This window comes from Pseudomonas sp. S3(2024), assembly GCF_036861315.1.
Classification (GTDB): domain Bacteria; phylum Pseudomonadota; class Gammaproteobacteria; order Pseudomonadales; family Pseudomonadaceae; genus Aquipseudomonas; species Aquipseudomonas putida_A.
This window is the reverse complement of the sequence record NZ_JAZAQQ010000001.1, coordinates 717,322-737,395: the sequence shown is the minus strand read 5'-3', so window position 1 is coordinate 737,395 and position 20,074 is coordinate 717,322. Positions and strand designations below refer to the sequence as shown.

Sequence of the window (20,074 nt, the reverse complement as noted above, 5' to 3'; positions counted from 1 at the left end):
TGATGCCCTGAAGCATGGATAACGCTAGTGCCGGGAGCAAGCTGATGAACAAGCATGGCAAAACACCGACGCTTTCAGTAAGCGACCCGCGCGGACTGCAGGTTCGGACGGTTGGTTATTGGCGTGCCGACGACCTTTGCCCAGCTCAAACCCGCGTCAATCGCACGGTGCGCGACGCTGCCGGAAGGGTTGTGGAACAGTGGGATCCGCGCCTGTGGGCACTGCAAACCACCGAGCCGCTGACGCCAGCGAATCTGCGCACCCTTTATTCGTTGATCGGGCAAACGCTGCGCTCCGACAGCGTCGATGCCGGTACGCAGCTGGCGTTGTACGGGCTGGGTGCCGAGACGCTGTACGACTGGGACAGTCGAGAAATCTGGCGCGAGGTGCAACACGATCCGTTGCTGCGTCCGATTGCCGTGTTCGAAGAAGGCGCATCCGAGCCTAGGCGGTGCGTCGAACGTCTCACTTACGGTCAGCCCGGCGCGGGTGATCCCTCCCGGAATCAGCTGGGCCAGTTGATTCGGCACGATGATCCGGCGGGTAGTGTGTGCTCGCAAAGCTTTGCAATCAGTGGGCAATCCATTGAAAGCACGCGGCACTTCACCCTCGACCCCAGCGTCCCCGATTGGCCTCAAAACGTTGATGACCGCCAGCGCTTGCTGGAGCACGGTGACGGTGCTACGACCCGCTGGCGCTTCGGGCCGCTGGGGCAGGTACTCGAACAAGTCGATGCACGTGATAATCGACAGGACCGCGAGTTGACGCTGGACGGTCAGTTGCGCGCCTGCCATCTGCAATTGCGGCACCAGACCAAAGCGCAAACGCTGGTGAGCGACATTCGTTACAACGCTGATGGGCAAGTCACTCAGGAACTGGCGGGCAATGGTGTGCTGACGACGCTGACCTATCAGCCCGAGGATGGTCTTCTGCGAGCCCGCCATGCGAGGAAAGTCGGGGGCGAGGTATTGCAACATTTGATCTACGACTATGACCCGATGGGCAACTTGCTGAGCATCGAGGACAAGGCTCTGCCGATCCGGTATTTCGCCAACCAGCGTATCGATCCTGTCAGGCTTTTCGACTACGACAGCTCCTACCAGTTGCATGTGACCACCGGCTGGGAAACAGGTGCTGCTACTCAGGGGCCGGCGTCCATCGGCCGGGATGATCCGGCAGCAGTGAGCAATTATCGGCAGACCTTCCACTACGATGAATCCGGCAATCTGCTGCTGTTGACGCATGTTGGCGCACGCAATGGCCGCGAGCTCAAGGCTGCCCGATCGAGTAATCGCTGTTTGCCTTACCGTAATGGCGTGCCACCGACCGAAGAGGAGATTGCTGCGGCGTTCGATCCCCGTGGCAATTTGCGAGCGCTGTACGCGGGAAGTTCATTGACGTGGAATCTGCGTAATCAGTTGCAATCGGTCACGCCGGTCGAACGTGCCAGCGGACTCAATGACCGTGAACACTATTGCTACGACGGTACCGGCCAACGTGTGCGCAAGATTCGCTCACTCCAGACGAATGCCCGCGGCGTCACGGCCCAGGTACGCTATTTGCCTGGGCTGGAGCTACGCACCGACACGGCCACCGGTGAACAACTGCAAGTGATTTTCGTCGAGGGCCACATCAGCCGTGTACACGTGCTGCACTGGGAAAGTGCTCCGCCCACCGGTTCCAATGACCATTATCGGTACACGCTGACGGATCATCTCGGATCGACCTGCCTGGAACTGGGCGAGGATGCCCGGCTCATCAGTCAAGAAACTTTCTTCCCGTTCGGTGAAACGGCGTGGAGCAGGGACACCGAGGCCAGTTACAAAACCCTGCGTTATTCGGGCAAGGAGCGCGATGCTACAGGTCTCTATTATTATGGCTATCGCTATTACATGCCGTGGTTGCAGCGCTGGTTGAATCCTGACCCGAAAGGCTTTATCGACGGGCCGAACCTGTATCAGATGGTGGGTAACTCGCCCATGAACCATGTCGACACCGATGGGGGCGGGAAGACCGCCACATCTGAGTTGGCTGACAGTGTGCAAAAGCAGCAGGCATTAATGAGCACGATGACCTCTGCGGCAGCGGACGTCAGAAACTCATTGCTCAACCACACTCAGGCGCGACACCGGTTTCAGGCTCTGGTCAGGCGCGTCGGGACGCAACTGGCCAGCAGCATGTTCAGCGCAGGCGCTCAAGCCGCAGGGGGCACGATTGGCACTGCAATGGGCACCGTGTTCGGACCGGTAGCCGGTTCGCTTGGGGGCAAGATTGGCACGAAGGTCGCCGATAAGTTGGCGGGTGCAGCCATCGACAAGGTGGTGGACACCTATCAGTTGAACCGACCTATCCATTTCAAGGGCAGCGAATTGAATCCCAAGGCTCTGGTTGAAAGCGTCGAGCCGAAAAAGAAGCTGAGTCTTGCCACAGTGAAACTGCAATTGGCAGCGCATGATCCGCGCACAGCCGACGGTCGATCACGCTTGACCCAAATGGCGCGCGCCAAGGTCGAGGGCAAAGTGATCGAGGCAGTCTCTGAAAAACTGGGAGCGGAAACTCGGGGTCTGTTCCAGACGGGGCGGGAATTCATCCATGCAGCGCAGGGACTGAATGCTGAGGCGTTGAGCAACACTTACGAACATCTTTCGGCAGGCATCGACATGGTCGAGTTCAGGACGCAAGCCATCCTCACCGAGCTGGCAACCACCGGCAGCGCGGCCCCGGGGCTTTTCGAAGCGGTATCCGACTTGTCGATGCAAACGTCCAGTACGCTGCAGAGCCTGCAGCGGAGCCAGGACTTTATCGGACTGCTCGCACCGGCTCCCTACGCGGGAAGGCAGCAATCGCTGGGGGGACATTCCCGGCCGAGGCTGACTCGACAACATTCGTTGAGTTGAAAAAAGCCCCCGCCCAACCCACTGCGGATAGGGGACGCAGCGGGCTGGACGGGGGCTTCTCATTGCCGGGTGATCACTGCGCGATGGTTTTCACCGACACGCCGCGTTCGACCGGGGTGGAGCGGCCGTAGATATCTTCGAAGCGTTCGATATCGTCTTCACCCAGGTACGAACCCGATTGCACTTCGATGATTTCCAGCGGGATCTTGCCCGGGTTGCGCAGGCGGTGCACCGAGGCGATCGGGATGTAGGTCGACTGGTTTTCAGTGAGCAGAAAGACGTTCTCGTCGCAGGTCACTTCAGCAGTGCCGCTGACCACGATCCAGTGCTCGGCGCGGTGGTGGTGCATCTGCAGCGACAGGCACGCGCCCGGTTTGACCGAGATGTGCTTGACCTGAAAACGCCCGCCCATGTCCACCGAGTCATACGAGCCCCACGGACGGTAAACTTCGCAGTGGTTCTGGGTTTCGCTGCGGCCCTGCTCGTTGAGGGTGTTGACCATCTGCTTGACGCCCTGAACCTTGTCCTTGTGGGCGATCATCATCGCGTCCTTGGTTTCGACCACGACGATGTTTTCCAGGCCGATCACCGACACCAGTTTGCCGTTGCCGTGGATCATGCAGTTCTTGCTGTCCTGGATCACTACGTCGCCCTTGCTGACGTTGCCGTTGGCGTCCTTCTCGTTGACTTCCCACAGCGACGACCAGCAACCGACATCGCTCCAGCCAGCGGACAGCGGCACCACGCAGGCGCGTTGGGTTTTTTCCATCACCGAGTAGTCGATGGAGTTGTCCGGGCAGCAGGCGAAGGTGGCTTCATCCAACGTGACGCTGTCGGCGTCCTGCTGGCTGCGTTCGAGGGTCAGCAGGCAGGTGTCGTAGATGTCCGGATCGTGCTTTTTCAGCTCTTCGAGGAAGCGGCTGGCGCGGAACAGGAACATGCCGCTGTTCCAGTAGTAGCCGCCGGACTCAACGTACTCGGTGGCGCGTTTGACGTCGGGTTTTTCGACGAAGTGCGAAACGCGGCTGACGCCTTCGGGCAGCAGCGAATCGCCAGTTGACTTGATGTAGCCGTAGCCGGTTTCCGGCTTGGTCGCCGGCACGCCGAACAGCACCATCTCGCCGTTTTCGGCGGCGACGGTGGCCAGGGCAAGGGCGCGTTGCAGGGCTTTCTGGTCTTCCAGTACGTGGTCGGCCGGCAGCACCAGCATCAGTTCGTCACGCCCTTCGTTGACCAGCATCATCGCAGTCAGCGCTACCGCTGGTGCGGTGTTGCGGCCGAACGGTTCCATCAGGATGCGCTGGCATTCGAGGTTACGGTTGGCCAACTGTTCGTTGACAATGAAGCGGTGATCCTTGTTGCAGACCACGATCGGCGTGTCCATACCTTCGAACACCAGGCGCTCCAGAGTTTGCTGGAACAGCGTGTGTTCGCCGGTCAGGGCGAGGAATTGTTTAGGGAATTGCTTGCGCGAAAGCGGCCAAAGACGTGAACCGCTACCACCTGACAAGATCACCGGAATCATATTGTTTACTCCATAAAAATCGATTGGTTAGAGGCCCTGTGGGAGCGAGCCTGCTCGCGAAAGCGGTACATCAGTCGACATTGATGTTGGATGTCGGACCGTATTCGCGAGCAGGCTCGCTCCCACAGGGTTACTGCGTCAGTTCATGAAATTGGTTAGCGAGTCGACACCGGGCGTTTCACCCAGACTGGCGACAGGCTGCTGCCGGAACCGGTGACGTACAGCACCGCTGCTTCACCGCGCTCCAGCGCGACCGGTTTCACGTCGCCGACTTTCTTGTCGCCTTCGTACAGCGCCAGGCTGACTTTCACCGGGTTGATTTCACGTTCGCCACGGCCCTTGGCGGCCACGTTCGGCACCACGTCGGTCTTGCCGTCGGCGGTCTTCAGGGTCAGCGGCTTGTCGCTGAGGTTCTGCACGCGCACCAGGGATTTCTGCTTGTTCTTGAACGGTGGTTCTTCGATCAGTTGCGGCGCGCCGGACGCGTTGTTGACCAGGGTGTAGTAGTGGTCACCGGCGAGTTTGACCGGCAGGGTCTGGCTGCCGACCTTGGCGCTGTAGTCACCGCCCGGCATGAAGCTGAAGTCGCTGCTGGCCAGTGGCGCAACGTCGCTCAGGTTGGTGCTGCCGACGGTGGCGCTGACTTCGGCGTTGCTGGCGTTGTAGACCCGCACGAAAGTCGAGCCTTTCGGCGCGGTCGGGCCGTACAGCGCGGCGTCACCACCGGCAAAGGCCTGGACCGATAGCACGCTCAGACCCGCAACCAATGCGAAGCGTTTGGCGAGACGACGAGGAGTAGTAGTGAAAGTCATGGTGTTACCTCTCTTTCAGTTTTGCGCCCGATCGGGCGTCTCGGATTTAGTGTTGATGGCTACGTTTTGTTGGCGAGCACCGGCTTGTTTGAGCTCTGCGACCCACTGTGGGTCGGCGTCGCCGATTTCGTTGTTCACAGGCAGATATCGTTCAGGAAACTCCCAGATCAGCACCTGTGGCGGGCTGTTCTTGAAGTCATCGCTTTTCAGGTAGCTGAGCATCGGCAGGATCGGGCCGTGGCCGTCCTCGGCGTAATTGACCACGTCGCTGTGCAGCGCTTGTTTCAGCGCACCGACGAAGTTCCAGTTAGGGTTGGCGCTGTAGCTGGTGCCGATCAGTGCGACCGGTACTTCGCTGCTGGCGAACAGCGCGTCGTCACCGGCAGGCTGCTCGGCGGCCACGGTGTTGCGCTTCTGCAGCGGCTCTTGTGCCGGCATCAGGTTTTCGAACAGCGGATCCAGCGGCAGGAACAGACGCAGGTCGCCCTTGTGCGTGACCTTCTCCGCTGGCGTGGTGACGAAGCGCTGTGGCTCGCCGCTGAGCGGGAACTTGTCGGCGATAGTCTTGGCCAGGGTGTTGGCGGCGATTTCAGCGCCTTCCGGGGTCCAGTGGGTGTCGGTGCGCAAGAACACTTGCTGACCGTTCTGCTTGGCTTTTTGCAGTGGGCCAAGCAGGTCCGGGGCGAGGATCTTGTCTGCGGCGACACGGGCGTGGAAGTCCTGATAGAGGTTGGCGTGGATGCTCGCCGGTTTCACCTCACCCAGGTGTTCCGGGTACAGACGCACCTTGGCCGGCACGATGGCCATCACCAGTTTCACGCCTTTCTCTTTCAGGGTCTGGCGCACGCCTTCGACCAGCGCGTAGTTGCCTTGCAGGTTCAGTTCTTCGTTGACGATCGGGTTGAATTCCTCGTCGCTGTATAGCCACTGATCGCGACCGAGCACTACGCCCGGACGACCTTCGTTGAACAGTTTGAAATCCAGCGCCGCCCAGAGGTTGGTGCCCAGACGCTTGATCGGAAACTGATCGTCGTAGTGGGTTTCCACGGCTTTGGTCCAGCGACCGTTAAGCACGGTCGCATCGGCGTTGGTGCTGAAGCCGAAGAAGCTGCGCACCGACCACAGACCGAGCACCAGCAGGGTCACCAGAAACAGCGCGATGTAGAAGATGCGTAATGAGCGGGTCATGTCAGATCCCTCAGAACTGGAAGTAAAGGAACGGCGAGAAGCTTTGCGCCGAGAGTTTGAGAATCGAGGCGATGAACAGCAGCAGGATCAGCCCGCGCATCACGTAGCGTGACCAGTCCGCCGTCCAGTAGGCCGGTTGCACCTGCGCCTCGACGCCGACGGTGTAGCCAGGCTCGTGGATGCTCGCCGGGTTTTCGCCAGGCGCGGCTTTGATCATGCCCGGGGTCGCGGTGGCAGGGCCGTTGGCTTCGACGTTGACTTCAGGTTTGCTCTTCACCGGAGGCTGGTTGGTGTACAGATCACGCAGGCCGAAGAACGCCAGGGTTGCGTACGCCACCACCAGGGTCGCCACTTGCAGACCAGTGAGGCTGGCGCGGTTGAGTTCCGACAGCGACCAGTCGCTGAAGCTGAACATCGCGCCGTACATGCGCCCGGCGACGTGCAGGTTTTCGGCACGGAAGATCACCCAGCCCATCACCACCAGCAGGAAGGTCAGCGCCCAGCGGATCGGGTTCAGGCTGCGCGGCGAGGTGTTGATGCCGAGCATTTTTTCGATCGCCAGCCACATGCCGTGCCAGGCGCCCCAGACGATGTAAGTGATATTCGCGCCGTGCCACAGACCACCCAGCAGCATGGTCAGGAACAGGTTGCGATAGGTCATCAGCGTGCCTTTACGGTTACCGCCGAGGGTGATGTACAGGTAGTCACGCAGCCAGGTCGACAGGCTGATGTGCCAGCGGCGCCAGAACTCGGTGATCGACTGGCTGATGTACGGCTGCTTGAAGTTTTCCATGAAGCGGAAACCCATCATCAGACCCAGACCGATGGCCATGTCGCTGTAACCGGAGAAGTCGAAATACAGCTGCGCGGTGTACGCCAGCGCGCCAAGCCAGGCATCCCCGGTGGTCGGGTTTTGCAGGGCGAAGCAATGATCGGCAACCACGGCGAGGGTGTCGGCGATGAAGACCTTCTTGATGAAACCCTGCATGAACCGCGTGCAACCTTCGGAGAACTTGTCGAGGGTGTGGGTGCGGTTGTTGAACTGGTCGGCGAGGTCGCGAAAACGCAGGACCGGGCCGGCAATCAGGTGCGGGAAGATCGCCACGAACGCCGCGAAGTCGATCAGGTTGCGGGTGGCCGGGGTGTCGCCGCGATACACGTCGATGATGTAGCTGATCGATTCGAAGATGTAGAACGAGATACCGATCGGCAGCAGCACGTGGGTCAGGATGAACGGTTCCAGACCGAACGAGGTCATGATCGCGTTGATGCTGTCCACGCCGAAGTTGGCGTACTTGAAGTAGCCGAGGATGCACAGGTCGACCGCCACGCCGAGCAGCAGCCAGCGCTGTGCCGGTTTGCTGCGCACGCCGGCGGCACCGACTTTCAGGCCGATCCAGTAGTTCCACAGGGTGACGCCGGCGAACAGCGCCAGGAAGTCCACCCGCCACCACGCGTAGAACACGTAGCTGGCGATCAGCAGCAACAGGTTGCGATAGCGTTGCCCGCTCAAGTAGTACAAGCCGAGAAAGATCGGCAAGAACAGAAACAGGAACACGTTGGATGAAAATACCATCCCGATCTCTCCATGTTTGAACCAACAGTCAAGGGCCAAAGCCCCCCCAAACCCCCCGTGAAAATTCAGGGGGCGACATCACTTCACTGTGGGAGCGGGCTTGCTCGCGAAGGCGGTGTGTCAGTCGACATCAGTTTTGAATGTCAGACCGCATTCGCGAGCAAGCCCGCTCCCACAGGGGATTGCATTCACTCTTACGAACCCTTGTTGCCCTTCTCGTGGGACGGGTCGTAGACCTTGGTCAGGTCGCCACCCAGGCGGAAGGTCTTGAACGGCTGCATGCCGTGCTTCCTCTCGATCACATCCGCCGGGCAGGTGTAGAGGGTGCAGAACGGTTCGAGCCAGGCGAATTTCATGTCCTCTTTCAGGTCGGTCATGTCCTGCTCTTTGCCGTTCTTCTTCTCGAACTGATCCGGGTCTTTCACCCCGGCCAGCACCCGGTCACCCAGACGCTTGAGCGCGCTGTTGTTTTCCTGACGCAGATCGACACCGTTGACCTGGGCGAAACTGGCGATCATCGCCAGTGGCGGCAGGGCGTAGTTGTGATAGGCGAGGGCGCGTTGCTGGCGCTTGAGCTCGTTGGGCAGGAAGCCGTCGGCGTCGATTTGATTGACCCCGACCTTGTATTCCTTCACTGCCCAATCAAACAGGTCGCGACGGTTGGTGGCGATCGAGGTCGCCATCACCGACCACGCGGCCCAGTACGAGTGGTTGTTGGTTTTTTCCAGCGGCAGGTTGTCCCAGTCGCTGACCACCTGATCGGCCATCTTGCTGAACCACGCCTCGATCTGCTGCGCTTCTTGCTGATGCGTGGCCAGCGGATGCGAGTCGGAGAACTTCAGGCGAATGTACGAAGAGGCCATGCTGCCCAGCGCCCATTTGCGCATCGATTTGCCGGTGTGGTTGAAGTCTTTCGACATCAACGCATCGGCCTTGGCCCACGCGGTCAGCCAGTTGAGCGTGCAGTCGAGTTGCTCCGGACGACCGTCGCGCATGAACTGCATTACGCGTTTGGCGGTGCCGCGCTCCAGCGTGGTGATGTCCTTGGTGGTGTCGCGGAAGGCTTTTTCCGACTGCACGTTCAGGGTCGCGCGGGCCTTGTCCGAGCCTTCGTACTTGCTGCGAAATTGCAGCGGCCCGGTGTACGGCGCCGGCATCGCGTCGCAGCCTTCGCTGTTGTCGCCGCTCTTGAATTTATCCACCGGCGCAAAGTAGCCCTGCGGCGGACGCAGTGGCGCGGCGGCCTGAGTGGCCCCGGCGAACATCGCCAGGGTCAGCAGGGATGGCGCAAGCAAGTGTTTGATCGTTCGATTTCGCATAGCAGACCTCATTGCCCGAGCTGAGCGGTTTGTGGCCCAGCGCCCGGGAATACGTTGCGTTTGCAGATTTTCGCTTCGACTTTTTGCGGCGCGGTACCCGCTTCCGGGCCCTGGACTTCGACTGCCAGCAGATTTTGCGAGGCCCAGTCTTCGTCCGTGCGCAGCTCAAAGGCGAAACGACCGTCGGTGTCGGAGGTTTCCGGTTTCTCGATCTTGATGTCCTCGTGGCGACCGTTCATGTACCAGAGGGTGGCTTGCAGGGTTTTCACCGAGGTGTCGGCGAAGCGGATGTCGACCTGATGGCTGCTGTTCTGCAGGTTCAGGTTCTTGCTGTTGACCAGCAGTTCCTGTTTGCCGCCAGGCTTGAGCGTGGTGCTGGCGGACATTTGCGTGTCTTTGCCTTCGCAACCGTTATCCAGCAGCGCCATCATTTGGCGATAGATGGTTTCCTGGTCGAGACGGTACAGCGGCGAGAATTCCCAGATGAGGATCTTCGGCGGGGTCTTCTGGAATTCGTCGCTACCGAGGTACTGCAGCATCGAACCTTCGAGACCACCGCCGGGGAAGGCGACGTTGAGGATGTCGGCGCCGATTGCCTCTTCGAGGAAACCAGCGAAGTTGTAGTTCTTGCCGCTGTGCGAGGTGCCCACGAGGGTGATTTGCGGGTTGCCGGAATCACCGAACAGGTCGCCGTCACCGGCTTCGCCTTTCGGCTCGGTGGTGAACTGGTCCATGTACTGGATCGCGTAACTGGTGCCGCACAGTTGCCCGGCCATGTTGTGCAGGGTGCCGGTCTTGCCCATGCGCCCGGTGCGCTTGGTCTCGAATTCACGCTTGGGAATGTCGGCGAAGGCCGGAATCTGCTTGACCTTCTCGGCGACAATTTTCGCCGTGCGCTGGGCGCCGTATGGGGTCCAGTGCTGGTCGCCGCGGAAGTAGAAATCGTGGGCGGGCAGGGTGTCCGGCAGCGATTCGTTGGTCAGCGGCGACAGGTCCGGTACCACGTAACCCATCTGCGCGAAACGGCCGAGCATGGTCTTGTAGTTGCCCAGCGCTTTCTCGTAATCGAACGCGGCTTTTTCCTGCGGGTTGAGCTTGTTGCGGTTCACCAAACCACGGGTCGGCTGATAGACGATCACCAGTTCGACGCCTTTGGCCTTGAACGCATCGTGCAGCTGTTGCAGGCGTTTGTAGCCGGCCGGGGTGGTGTTGAACTCGGTACGCAGATCTTCCTGGGTACGGAACAGCCAGTCGCCCTGCGCCTGCACCAGGGTGGTGAAGTTCTGCTGATAACGCGTGGTGTAGTTCTTCGCGTCATGGGCGGCCGGGCACAGGTTGCAGCACGGTTCGGCGCTGAACTTTGGCGGGGTGGCGCCCGCCGCTGCATCGGCGCGAGCGCCTTGGCTGGCCGCCAGAATGCCCACGGTCAGGGCCGACAGGCTGAGTAATCTGATCAAGTGTGGGTGCATAAAATTATCCTCAGTCCTGCAATTCGGTCTGGCGTTCGACAGGGTCGATCAGCACGGCTTTCTGCTGGCGCACCAGCAGGTCGAGAATTTCATCCTGGCGCTCGCCGAGGATGCCGTTGAAGCTGATGCCGCTGGATTTGGTCGGCGCCAGCATCGATACGCGATACAGCTCGACGCTCAACGGCGAGTCGATGGCCATCGGCCCGCTGCCGTTGGCCGCCAGTTCACCGCCGACCACGATCAGCGAGACCTGGGCGTCGAACGGGTCGAGCTTGATGTCACGGTCGGTGTCGGTCAGGTCCTTGATGTGGCCGTAGACGCCGGTCAGGCCGTTGGCCATGGCGACGTTTTCGTAGAGGCGGATGTTCACGCTGTTACGAATGCGGATGCCGTGGCGCTTGTTGCTGATGACCTTGTTGCCCCACAGCAGGTTGTCGGCGGACTCGTAGAGGGTGATGCCGTCGGTGTGGTTCTTGTAGATCTCGTTGTAGGCAATGATGTTGTTGACGCTGTTACGGTCGATCACCAGGCCCGAGAGGTGGTTGTCGTAGCTCTTGTTGTTGAAGATGAAGCTGTCGTTCACTTCACGGGAAATGATGATGCCGTGCTTCTTCTTCGTACCGTGGACGGTGTTCTCGGCAATGATCAGACCGTGGGAACGGTCGTGCGGGTCGATGCCGTAGACGATGTTGTCCTTGTAAGTGTTGCCCTTGACCACGAAGTCGCGGGTCTCGTAGCAGTAGAAGCCGTACCACATGTCGGAGAACTCGGAGCCGACGATCCAGCCGGTCGGCTCGGGACGCTTGAGCACCTTGGCCATGTTCGGCGTGTACTGGGAAATACTCACCCCGTACGACTTACTGTTGGCGTAGCCGAAACTGGCCATCTTGCTGTTGACGATGTAGGTCTCGGTGCCGCCCCAGGCCAGCAGGAACGGACGGAATTCCTTCGGCGAACGGAAGGTTGCCGGGCCGTTGTCCTTCTCGCGCCAGCCGGTGACTTTGGTGTCACGCACGAACAGCTGACCGTCGTTGACCAGGAACGAACCGGCCTCTTGCGACAGGCGCAACTCCTGGGTCTGGCCGTCGATTTCGAGGATGCCTTTGCGGCCGACCACGATCGGCAGCTTCGCCAGGTACACGCCCGGCGCGGTCTCGCTGAAGTACTGCTTGGGCAGCTTCTGCGCCAGATCCTTGAGGTTCAGGTAACCGTCGTCGACGAAGATCGCCTGCGGGATGCCGTGCTGACGCACCACCCATTCGGCCATCTTGTTGTCGCCGCCGATGAAGTCCTTCAGCGCGTCTTCCTGCATCATCCGACGCACGCTGATCTTGCCCGGTTTGCTGCGATTGATCTTCGCGGCGGCAGCCTCGGCGGTGAAGCCGGACAGGTCGGGCAGTTTCGGCTTGGCCAGCTCCAGCGCCTCGGTCGGCGCGCTGCTGACGGTGTAGGTCTTGGCTTGTTGCAGCTCTTTGGCGGTGGTCACCGGTTTGCCCTGTTGAGGCACAGCCGGTTCCACCGTGGCGAACGCGCCAGCGGAGGCCAGCAGCATGGCGCCGGCCAACAGGCTGAGCGAGCCTTTCCTTGCATGGTGCATGTCGGGCACTCCCTTGGCGGTTTGCATCAGAAGCGCCAGATCACGTCGATGAACGCGCGGTGCATGTACGAATCGACCTGGCTGCCATAGGCATCACCGGGCTTGAACACACCGCCACGGAAGCGCACCAGCGCCGACGGTTCGTCGATCGACTGGCTCAACGCCGCTGGCAGCAGGCCTTGCTTGAAGTACTTGGTCACCACCAGGTCCATTTCCTGACCCAGATCCTTGTTGCCATCCTGCAGTGGCAGCGAGGTGCTGGAGAGGATCGCGCCAGTGACGTCGTCGGTGTTGTTTTCCACGGCGTTGATGCCGTTGCTGCCCACCGGCTTGTTGCCGTCCACGCGCCAGAACTTGTGGTAGATCAGGCTAGCGTCGTACTGGTCGTTGAGCATCCACGAACCGAACAGGGTCGCGGTCTGCATGTTGTTCATTTCGCCGCGGAACGCTTCGCCGAAACGGTGCACGCGCGAGCGGGTACCGGTGTAGTTGGAGCGGTTGCTCTCCAGACCGTTCTGCTGGTAATCGGCGCTGGCGCGGGCGTAGGCCGCACCGACCTGCCACTGCGGATCGAGGCGCAGACGCACGCCCAGGTCAGTGGCCCAGCCATTGATGTCATCGCTGTGTTTGGCCTGCGCCGGGCGGCTGCCATCGGCATTCAGCGGGTTGACCGAATCGAGGTCGCCGCTCATGCCGGTGATGCTGCCCCAGTAGTTGACGGTGTTGGTGTTGCGCCAGTTGTAGGCGTCGCTGTCGGCGGTCAGACCGAGCCAGCTGATGTCGCCGTTCTGGGTCTTGTCGAGGGTGTCGCGGGGCACGCCAGGTTCGGCGTAATCGAGCTTGCCGTTGTCGTGGGTGTGATGACCGCGAATGCCGACCCAGTTGCCGGGTGTCCACTGGTAAGCGGCATCGGCGTAGGCGTGCAGGCGATCCTTGTCTTTTGGTGCCAGCTCTTTGAGGTCGGTGCGGTATTCGCTGAAGCGTTCGGCAACACCGACGTTGGCACGCAACAGGGTGGTGTCGAAGGTCCAGTTCAGCGCTTCGATGTTGGTGTCGCGCCATTGGCCGTCGTCATTGCGCAGACGCTGGCGACCGAACTTGAGCATCTCGCCGGGGTACGGGGTCAGGCCGCTGTAGCCGACCCAGAACTCGCGCATCGCCAGATAGTTTTTCTTGGTTTTGCGGTCGCTGTTGTCGGTGGTTTGTTCACCGTCGGACTGCTGCAGGGTGTCGGTCTCGATGATGTCGGTCGACGTCACGGCCTGGCCCATGGCGTAGGCACTCCACGCGCCGCTTTCGCCGTAGACCCACGGACGCAAGTCCAGGCCCACACCGTTGACGTCGCCGCCGCTGGCGGTGCCGAGGTCGCGGTCATCTTCGGACTGGCCGGTGATCTTCACTTCCAGGCCGAAGTTCTTGGTTTCAGTCATCGCGGCCAGTGTCGGGCAAGACCAGATCAGCGCGAACGTGAGGCCAATGCCGGCCTTCACAAAGGGATTCAACTTCATAGGGATTCCTCGCCGTCTTCTTCTTGCAGGGCGTGCAGTTGCAGCGTGTTCTGGTTCAGGGCGCCACGGCTGGCCTGTTCCTGTTGCAGCAGGCGCTGGGCTTCGGCCAGACGCTCGGGCGGCAATTGCGCGGCCAGGGTGGTCGCCAGTTCATCGGCTTGCGGAGTGTTCTGCGCCTTGGCCAATTGGCTGAATACGTAGGCGTTGAGCGGGTCGGGCTTGGTGCCCTTGCCTTGGGAAAACAGTTGGGCGATGGCGAAATCGGCGCTGTTCTGGCCATTGCGCGCAGCGGTCAGCAGGTGGTCGAGGGCCTTCTGCGGGTAGACCTTGCCCAGGTAACCACGGCGATAGATCTGGCCGAGGTAATAGTCGGCGGCGACTTCGCGGCCGACGGCTTTCTGGAAGTGTTCTTCGGCGACTTTGGCGTCGGCCGGCACCAGTTTGCCTTCGTAGTAAAGCTTGCCCAGCAACAGTTCGGCGCGCGGCTGGTCGGCGGCGCGGCCGTTGTCCAGGTACTTCATCATCTGATCGACGTCGCCCAGTTCCGGGAAGTCGTAAAGCAGTTGCGCGAGGGTCACCCACGATGCCGGGTAGCCCGGAGCGATCGGTTCGAGCAGCGACTGCGCGGTCTTCTCGTCGGTCTTGCCGAGGGTCGAATCGGCCAGCACGCGGGCCACCGAATCGACGCGCTGCGCGCTGACCGTGCCACGGCTGTAACCGGCCTGCATCTGCTTGATCAGCTCGGCCTGTTGCTCCGGCTGGGCGCGTTTCTGATAGACCGTGGCCAGTTCGACGTAGCAGATGTCGGTGGTGTTGAGCGCGGCCTTGCAGATTTTTTCCACGTCATCCAGATGCTGGTCGTAAGTGCCCTGAGTGCGATACAGCAACACCTGCGCCAGACCCGCTTCCGGGTAACCGGATTTGCGCCACTGATCGATCTGTTGCTGCGCGTTGATGTTCGGGAAGCTGTGCGGGAATTGCAGGTACAGCATCGCCAGCGGGATCAACGTGTTGCCTTCGCCATTGGCGGCGGCTTTTTTCAGCAGGCTTTCGGCTTCATGGTGCTCGGCCTCAGTGGAGCCCGGTTTGGCCACCAGCAGACGACCGAGACGGGCCTGGGCCCGTGGCGACACGTCGGCGGCGGCGCGGTAGGTCGCTTCGGCCTGTTTGATCTGCTCGGGGTCGCGGCTGTCGACCTGGATATCGGCGAGACCGACTTGCGCCTCGCTGTAACCCAGATCTGCCAGTGCGCGGTAGTTCTGCGCGGCGGTGGCGGTGTCGCCACGCTTGAGCGCTTCGTTCGCCAGGCGTTGGTCGGGCAGGCCGGCGCAACCGGCGAGACTCACCGCCAATGCAACTGCACATACCGCTCCCATGTAGGAGTGAGCCTGCTCGCGATTCAGGCGGCGCGGTACATCAGACACACCGCGCTGATCCAATCGCTGGCAGGCCAGCTCCCACAGGGCTCGCGGTGTTTTCAGGATGGGTGGAGTAGTCACAGGCATGTCCTCGACTTAAAGACCGGCGGCCATGGCTTTGTCGATCAGCCAGTTCAGGTTCGGACCACGATCGCTGTTCACTTCCACCGGGCGGCCGGCGAAGCTGCTGTCCAGCGGCTCGTCAGGCTGGATCTGTACGCGGATGTCGGAGGACAGGTCGGCACTTTTCAGGCTGGTGCTGCTGACGATCTTGCCGGTGCGGGTCTGGTCTTCGCCGGCGATCTGGAAGCTCACTCGCGTACCCGGACGCACGTCGCCGAACTGGCGATAGGAGAAGCGTGCATCGACGGTGGCCTGTGTATTGCGCGGTACCAGAGTGAAGATCACGTCGCCCTTGCTGGCGTACTGACCGTCAGCCACCAGTTGCTGGGCCACGGTGCAATCGCACGGCGAGGTCAGGGTGCCGGTCATCTGCTTGCCGAACAGTTCTTCAACCTTGGCCGGTTGCAACTGGTCTTCGTCCAGATGGCCCTTGAGCACGTCGAGCATGCTGGTGCTGAAGGTCGCCAGCGGGGCGCCTTTGGCGGCGACGCCGTCGGACTTGACCAGGCTCTGCACGGTGCCGTCACGCGGCATGGTGATGTTCATTCCCGGCACGCTGACCAGACCTGCTTGCGCGTGGCTGACGAAGTACATGCCGTACACCGACTTGAAGACGAAACCGAAAGCGACCAGACCGATGGCGAAAATGCCAGCGCTGAAAGTCACGGCTTTCAGACGCCCGAACGGGGTCATGCCGCTCCCGCCGTCCTTGACCTTGCGCGCCTTGGTGAAGTTGTCGCGTTGCAGGGTCGCCAGTACTTCACCCATGCTGACGATGTCGCCGGCCAGGTGCGAAGTGATCAGGTGGCGCAGGGTGGAGATGTCCTGCGGCTCAAGGTTCTGGAACTGGCAACCGGCGCGGCCGCTCTGGCGATCGTAGGAGCGCACTTGAAGTTCGACGTCCATGGCCAGACCGAGGTTGTCGATGACGAATTGCAGGCGTGCCTTGTACACCTCGCCGATAGTCAGCGGCAGTTGCCCGGCGTTAAACGCCAGACCACCGGCGGACAGGTCGAGGACCCGCGCTTCGACCGGCGTCCGGTCCGGGCCGAAGAAACGCAGTTTGGCCGGGATTTTCACTCGGGCGTGCTGACGCTGGGCTTCGGATTCATGCACTACGTTGGCGTTGACGGCGGTATTCATGGGGGCGATTTCCTTGTTAATTCAATAGGGGCAGGTCAGACCATCATCAGCAGCACGGCGACGAAAATGCTGCCGGCGGAGAAGGTCATGGTCCGAGACGACCAGGTGTTGAACCAACGTTGAAAGCTGGCGAGATCACGGGTCAGGGAAGTGGGTTGGCGCGTCCAGGATTGCTGGTCGAGGCGGAAGAACACGTAGATCTTCACCAGCGCACCGACGATCTGGTTGTAATACAGAATCACGGGATAGGCCGGGCCGATCCGGTGACCGGAGCACGACAGCAGCAGGGTCAGAATCAGGCGGGTGATGCCGATCCACAGCAGGTAGGCGAGGATGAACGCGCCGCCGTACTTGAAGCTGGCGATGAGGGCCACGGTCAGGCCCAGCAACGAGGTCCACATCGACACGCGCTGGTCGAACAGCACCACCGAGGTGAAGGCGCCGAGGCGTTTCACACCTAGGCCCAGCGCTCGCGAGTTCTGGCGCAGGTTGTTGCCGTACCAGCGGAACATCAGTTTGCGGCTGGCCTTGATGAAGCTCTTTTCCGGCGGATGCTCAACGGTGTTGATCGCGGCGTCCGGCACGTAAAAGGTGTCGTAACCCAGGCGCATCAGGCTGAACCAGCTCGACTTGTCGTCGCCGGTGAGAAACTTGAAACGGCCCAGGCGCCAGTGTTGCAGCGAGTCGCTTTCGACGTCGGCGATGAATTCCGGGTCGGTGACCACGGTGGCACGGAACACCGACATGCGCCCGGTCATGGTCAGCACGCGCTTGGACAGGGCCATCGAGCACATGTTGATGTGGCGCTGGGCGAAACGCAGCTTGTGCCATTCGCTCATGATGTAGCCGCCGCGCACTTCGCAGAACTCGTTGGTGGTCAGGCCGCCGACATTGCCGAACAGCTGGAACCACGGCACGGTCTTGCGTACGGTGCCTTCGCCGAGCACGGTGTCGCCGTCGATCACGGCCACCACGGCGCGGTCGTCTGGCAGGTGACGGGAGATTGCGCGGAAACCGTAGGCCAGGCCATCGCGCTTGCCGGTGCCGGGAATGCGCACGAAGTCGAGCTTCACGCGGTCTGGCGGATTCATCCGCGCCCACAGCGCTTTCACCAGCAGCTCATCGGACATTTCGACGATCGAGCAGACCACGGTGGTCGGCAGTTCGCAGTCGATGGCTTCGCGGATCACCGAGCTGTAGACCTGTGCGGTGGTCAGCGCGTCGATACGGAAACTGGTGACCATCAGAAACACATGCGACGGGTCCGCCGCCTTACCCAGCTTGCGCACTTTGCGGCGCAGGTGCGGGTAAACGATGTAGAGAAAAATCATGCCGCGCACAAAGTGCGTTGCACCCATCGAGTAGCGCCAGATACCCACGGCGCCAATCAGGAAAATAAAGTCCTTCGACTCGGAGTCGAACGTGGACGTGGGCAGCATCAAGGCCAGGCCCAACAACAGGCTCAGAAACAAAAGCCAGCCGGCGGATTGCAGAAAGAAATGTTTGAGCTTGGTCATCGACGTCATCCAAGGTAAGAGAGGCTTCGAGCTGCAAGCTTCAAGCTGCAAGCGAAACGCTTTGCTTGCAGCTCGAGGCTTGTCGCTTGGCGCTGCTTTACCAGCAGATACCTTCAGTGCGAGTACCCGGGTTGGTGGCTTTGGCCATGAAGCCGACCAGGTCGATGACCTGTTTGCCCTGCGGTGCTTCCTGGGCCAGCGAGCGGAACTTCTCGTCGCGGTTGCCGAGGATGATCACGTCGGAGTTGTCGATCACCGAATCGAAGTCCGAGTTGAGCAGGGACGACACGTGCGGGATCTTCGACTCGATGTAGTCCTTGTTCGCGCCGTGAACACGGGCGTACTCGACGTTGCTGTCGTAGATGCTCAGGTCGTAACCCTTGCCGATCAGCATTTCGGCCAGTTCCACCAGCGGACTTTCGCGCAGGTCGTCGGTACCGGCCTTGAAGCTCAGGCCGAGCAGGGCGACTTTGCGTTTGTCGTGGCTTTCAACGATGTCGAAGGCGTTCTGCACTTGCGATTCGTTACTGCGCATCAGCGAGTTGAGCAGCGGCGCTTCGACGTCCAGGGAACCTGCGCGGTAGGTCAGGGCGCGCACGTCTTTGGGCAGGCACGAACCACCGAAGGCGAAGCCCGGGCGCATGTAGTACTGGGACAGGTTGAGGGTCTTGTCCTGGCAGACCACGTCCATCACTTCACGGCCATCGACGCCGACCGCTTTGGCGATGTTGCCGATCTCGTTGGCGAAGGTCACTTTGGTCGCGTGCCAGACGTTGCAGGTGTACTTGATCATCTCGGCGACCGCGATGTCCCTGCGGATGATCGGCGCGTCGAGTTCTTCGTACAGCGATTGCAGAACGTCGCCCGAGGCTTTGTCGAATTCGCCGATGACGGTCATCGGTGGCAGGTCGTAGTCCTTGATCGCGGTGGATTCACGCAGGAACTCCGGGTTGACCGCGACGCCGAAATCGACACCGGCCTTCTTGCCCGAGCAGTCTTCGAGGATCGGGATCACCACGTTGGCGACGGTGCCCGGCAACACGGTGCTGCGCACCACGATGGTGTGGCGGGTGGATTTTTCACGCAGCACGAAACCGATCTCGCGGCACACGGCCTCGATGTAGTTCAGTTCCAGGTCGCCGTTCTTCTTGCTCGGCGTACCGACGCAGATCATCGACAGGTCGGTGTCACGAATCGCCTCGGCGAAGTTGGTCGTACCGCGCAGACGACCGGTCTCGATACCCTGAGCCAGAAGTTCGCCCAGGCCCGGTTCAACAATCGGCGACTTGCCGGCGTTGATCATGTCGATCTTGTCTTTGGCAACATCGACGCCAACCACGTCATGGCCCCGTGCAGACAGGCAACCGGCACATACTGCGCCAACGTAACCCAAACCAAATATGCTGATGCGCATCGCAATTACCTCTGTGTTTTATCAAGCCATTAGATGGCCGGAGTTAATGGTGTTCAGCGGTCATAGTGCACTCGAAAGTGCGGCATACAGGCGCCACAATGCCGTGTGCAGGCATACTAAGTTCCGAGTGTCTAAATAAGTGCACTCAAGATGTGCGCAACTAGGCCTTAGTTGTTATGACTTGCCCTGTTATGCAGCGGATCTTCTTGCTGGAAGACTCTTGTGCATGTGTTCAGTCCACCTGATGTCGGACGAAAGGCCCATAGATCAAGCGGTTGGGTGCTCAGGCGAGCACAATTACAGGGGCGCAGCCTTGGCCTTGTAGAGGATGTTTATGGTGCGTATCACCTATCCATCGTTAGTTGATCAGATGAGTGAACCATCTAGGCAAGTTGCTGTGACAACTTGGTTACATGGTTCTCCGCTCTGCGTAAGTTATCTCGTACAAACTCGGCGAGAATCGTTACCGGTGGTATGAGCTATGCATTTGGACATAGTTCCTACCCGCTCATCGCGAAATCTGAAATTTTTTGAAATATTGCCAAAGATGGCACTGGTCTCAATTTGA

General features: G+C 60.6%; 13 protein-coding genes. 1 reads left to right on the top strand and 12 read right to left on the bottom strand.

Annotated features, from left to right (window positions below; genetic code table 11):
- The first annotated feature begins 44 nt into the window (after positions 1–44).
- The gene (locus VLA07_RS03475; protein WP_333988404.1) at positions 45–2,897 is read left to right on the top strand and encodes an RHS repeat domain-containing protein; all 2,853 of its coding nucleotides are present in this window, start codon (positions 45–47) and stop codon (positions 2,895–2,897) included.
- Between the two features lie 73 nt (positions 2,898–2,970).
- Here the strand turns inward: VLA07_RS03475 and VLA07_RS03470 are convergent, their stop codons facing one another.
- From VLA07_RS03470 to VLA07_RS03415, 12 genes are all read right to left on the bottom strand, one after another.
- A complete protein-coding gene (locus tag VLA07_RS03470) occupies positions 2,971–4,422 on the bottom strand; it encodes a mannose-1-phosphate guanylyltransferase/mannose-6-phosphate isomerase (protein WP_247267864.1) in 1,452 nt (483 codons plus the stop codon).
- A 155-nt stretch (positions 4,423–4,577) separates the two neighbouring features.
- Positions 4,578–5,234 (bottom strand): alginate O-acetyltransferase AlgF, encoded by a 657-nt coding sequence (locus VLA07_RS03465; protein WP_007969549.1) that lies wholly within the window; start codon positions 5,232–5,234, stop codon positions 4,578–4,580.
- Between the two features lie 15 nt (positions 5,235–5,249).
- On the bottom strand, positions 5,250–6,422 hold the full coding sequence (locus VLA07_RS03460; RefSeq protein ID WP_027610920.1) for an alginate O-acetyltransferase: 1,173 nt from the start codon (positions 6,420–6,422) through the stop codon (positions 5,250–5,252).
- A 10-nt stretch (positions 6,423–6,432) separates the two neighbouring features.
- Positions 6,433–7,998: an MBOAT family O-acyltransferase gene (locus VLA07_RS03455; RefSeq protein ID WP_027610921.1), complete on the bottom strand. Its 1,566-nt coding sequence runs from the start codon at positions 7,996–7,998 to the stop codon at positions 6,433–6,435.
- 194 nt (positions 7,999–8,192) lie between these two features.
- On the bottom strand, positions 8,193–9,317 hold the full coding sequence (locus VLA07_RS03450) for a mannuronate-specific alginate lyase (protein ID WP_333988403.1): 1,125 nt from the start codon (positions 9,315–9,317) through the stop codon (positions 8,193–8,195).
- 8 nt (positions 9,318–9,325) lie between these two features.
- Positions 9,326–10,786, bottom strand: a complete 1,461-nt coding sequence (locus VLA07_RS03445; protein WP_333988402.1) for an alginate O-acetyltransferase — start codon at positions 10,784–10,786, stop codon at positions 9,326–9,328.
- A gap of 10 nt (positions 10,787–10,796) precedes the next feature.
- Positions 10,797–12,383 carry a mannuronan 5-epimerase AlgG gene (gene algG / locus VLA07_RS03440; protein WP_115990441.1) on the bottom strand — a complete coding sequence of 529 codons (1,587 nt, stop codon included), beginning with the start codon at positions 12,381–12,383 and terminating at the stop codon, positions 10,797–10,799.
- 26 nt (positions 12,384–12,409) lie between these two features.
- The gene (locus VLA07_RS03435; RefSeq protein ID WP_333988401.1) at positions 12,410–13,891 is read right to left on the bottom strand and encodes an alginate export family protein; all 1,482 of its coding nucleotides are present in this window, start codon (positions 13,889–13,891) and stop codon (positions 12,410–12,412) included.
- On the bottom strand, positions 13,888–15,396 hold the full coding sequence (gene algK / locus VLA07_RS03430) for an alginate biosynthesis TPR repeat lipoprotein AlgK (protein ID WP_274621138.1): 1,509 nt from the start codon (positions 15,394–15,396) through the stop codon (positions 13,888–13,890). Before algK ends, VLA07_RS03435 begins: the two co-directional genes overlap by 4 nt.
- A 9-nt stretch (positions 15,397–15,405) precedes the next feature.
- Positions 15,406–16,575, bottom strand: a complete 1,170-nt coding sequence (locus VLA07_RS03425; RefSeq protein WP_103369089.1) for an alginate biosynthesis protein Alg44 — start codon at positions 16,573–16,575, stop codon at positions 15,406–15,408.
- Between the two features lie 35 nt (positions 16,576–16,610).
- On the bottom strand, positions 16,611–18,092 hold the full coding sequence (gene alg8 / locus VLA07_RS03420; RefSeq protein WP_333988400.1) for a mannuronan synthase: 1,482 nt from the start codon (positions 18,090–18,092) through the stop codon (positions 16,611–16,613).
- A gap of 97 nt (positions 18,093–18,189) precedes the next feature.
- On the bottom strand, positions 18,190–19,506 hold the full coding sequence (locus VLA07_RS03415; protein WP_333988399.1) for a nucleotide sugar dehydrogenase: 1,317 nt from the start codon (positions 19,504–19,506) through the stop codon (positions 18,190–18,192).
- Positions 19,507–20,074: the final 568 nt, after the last annotated feature.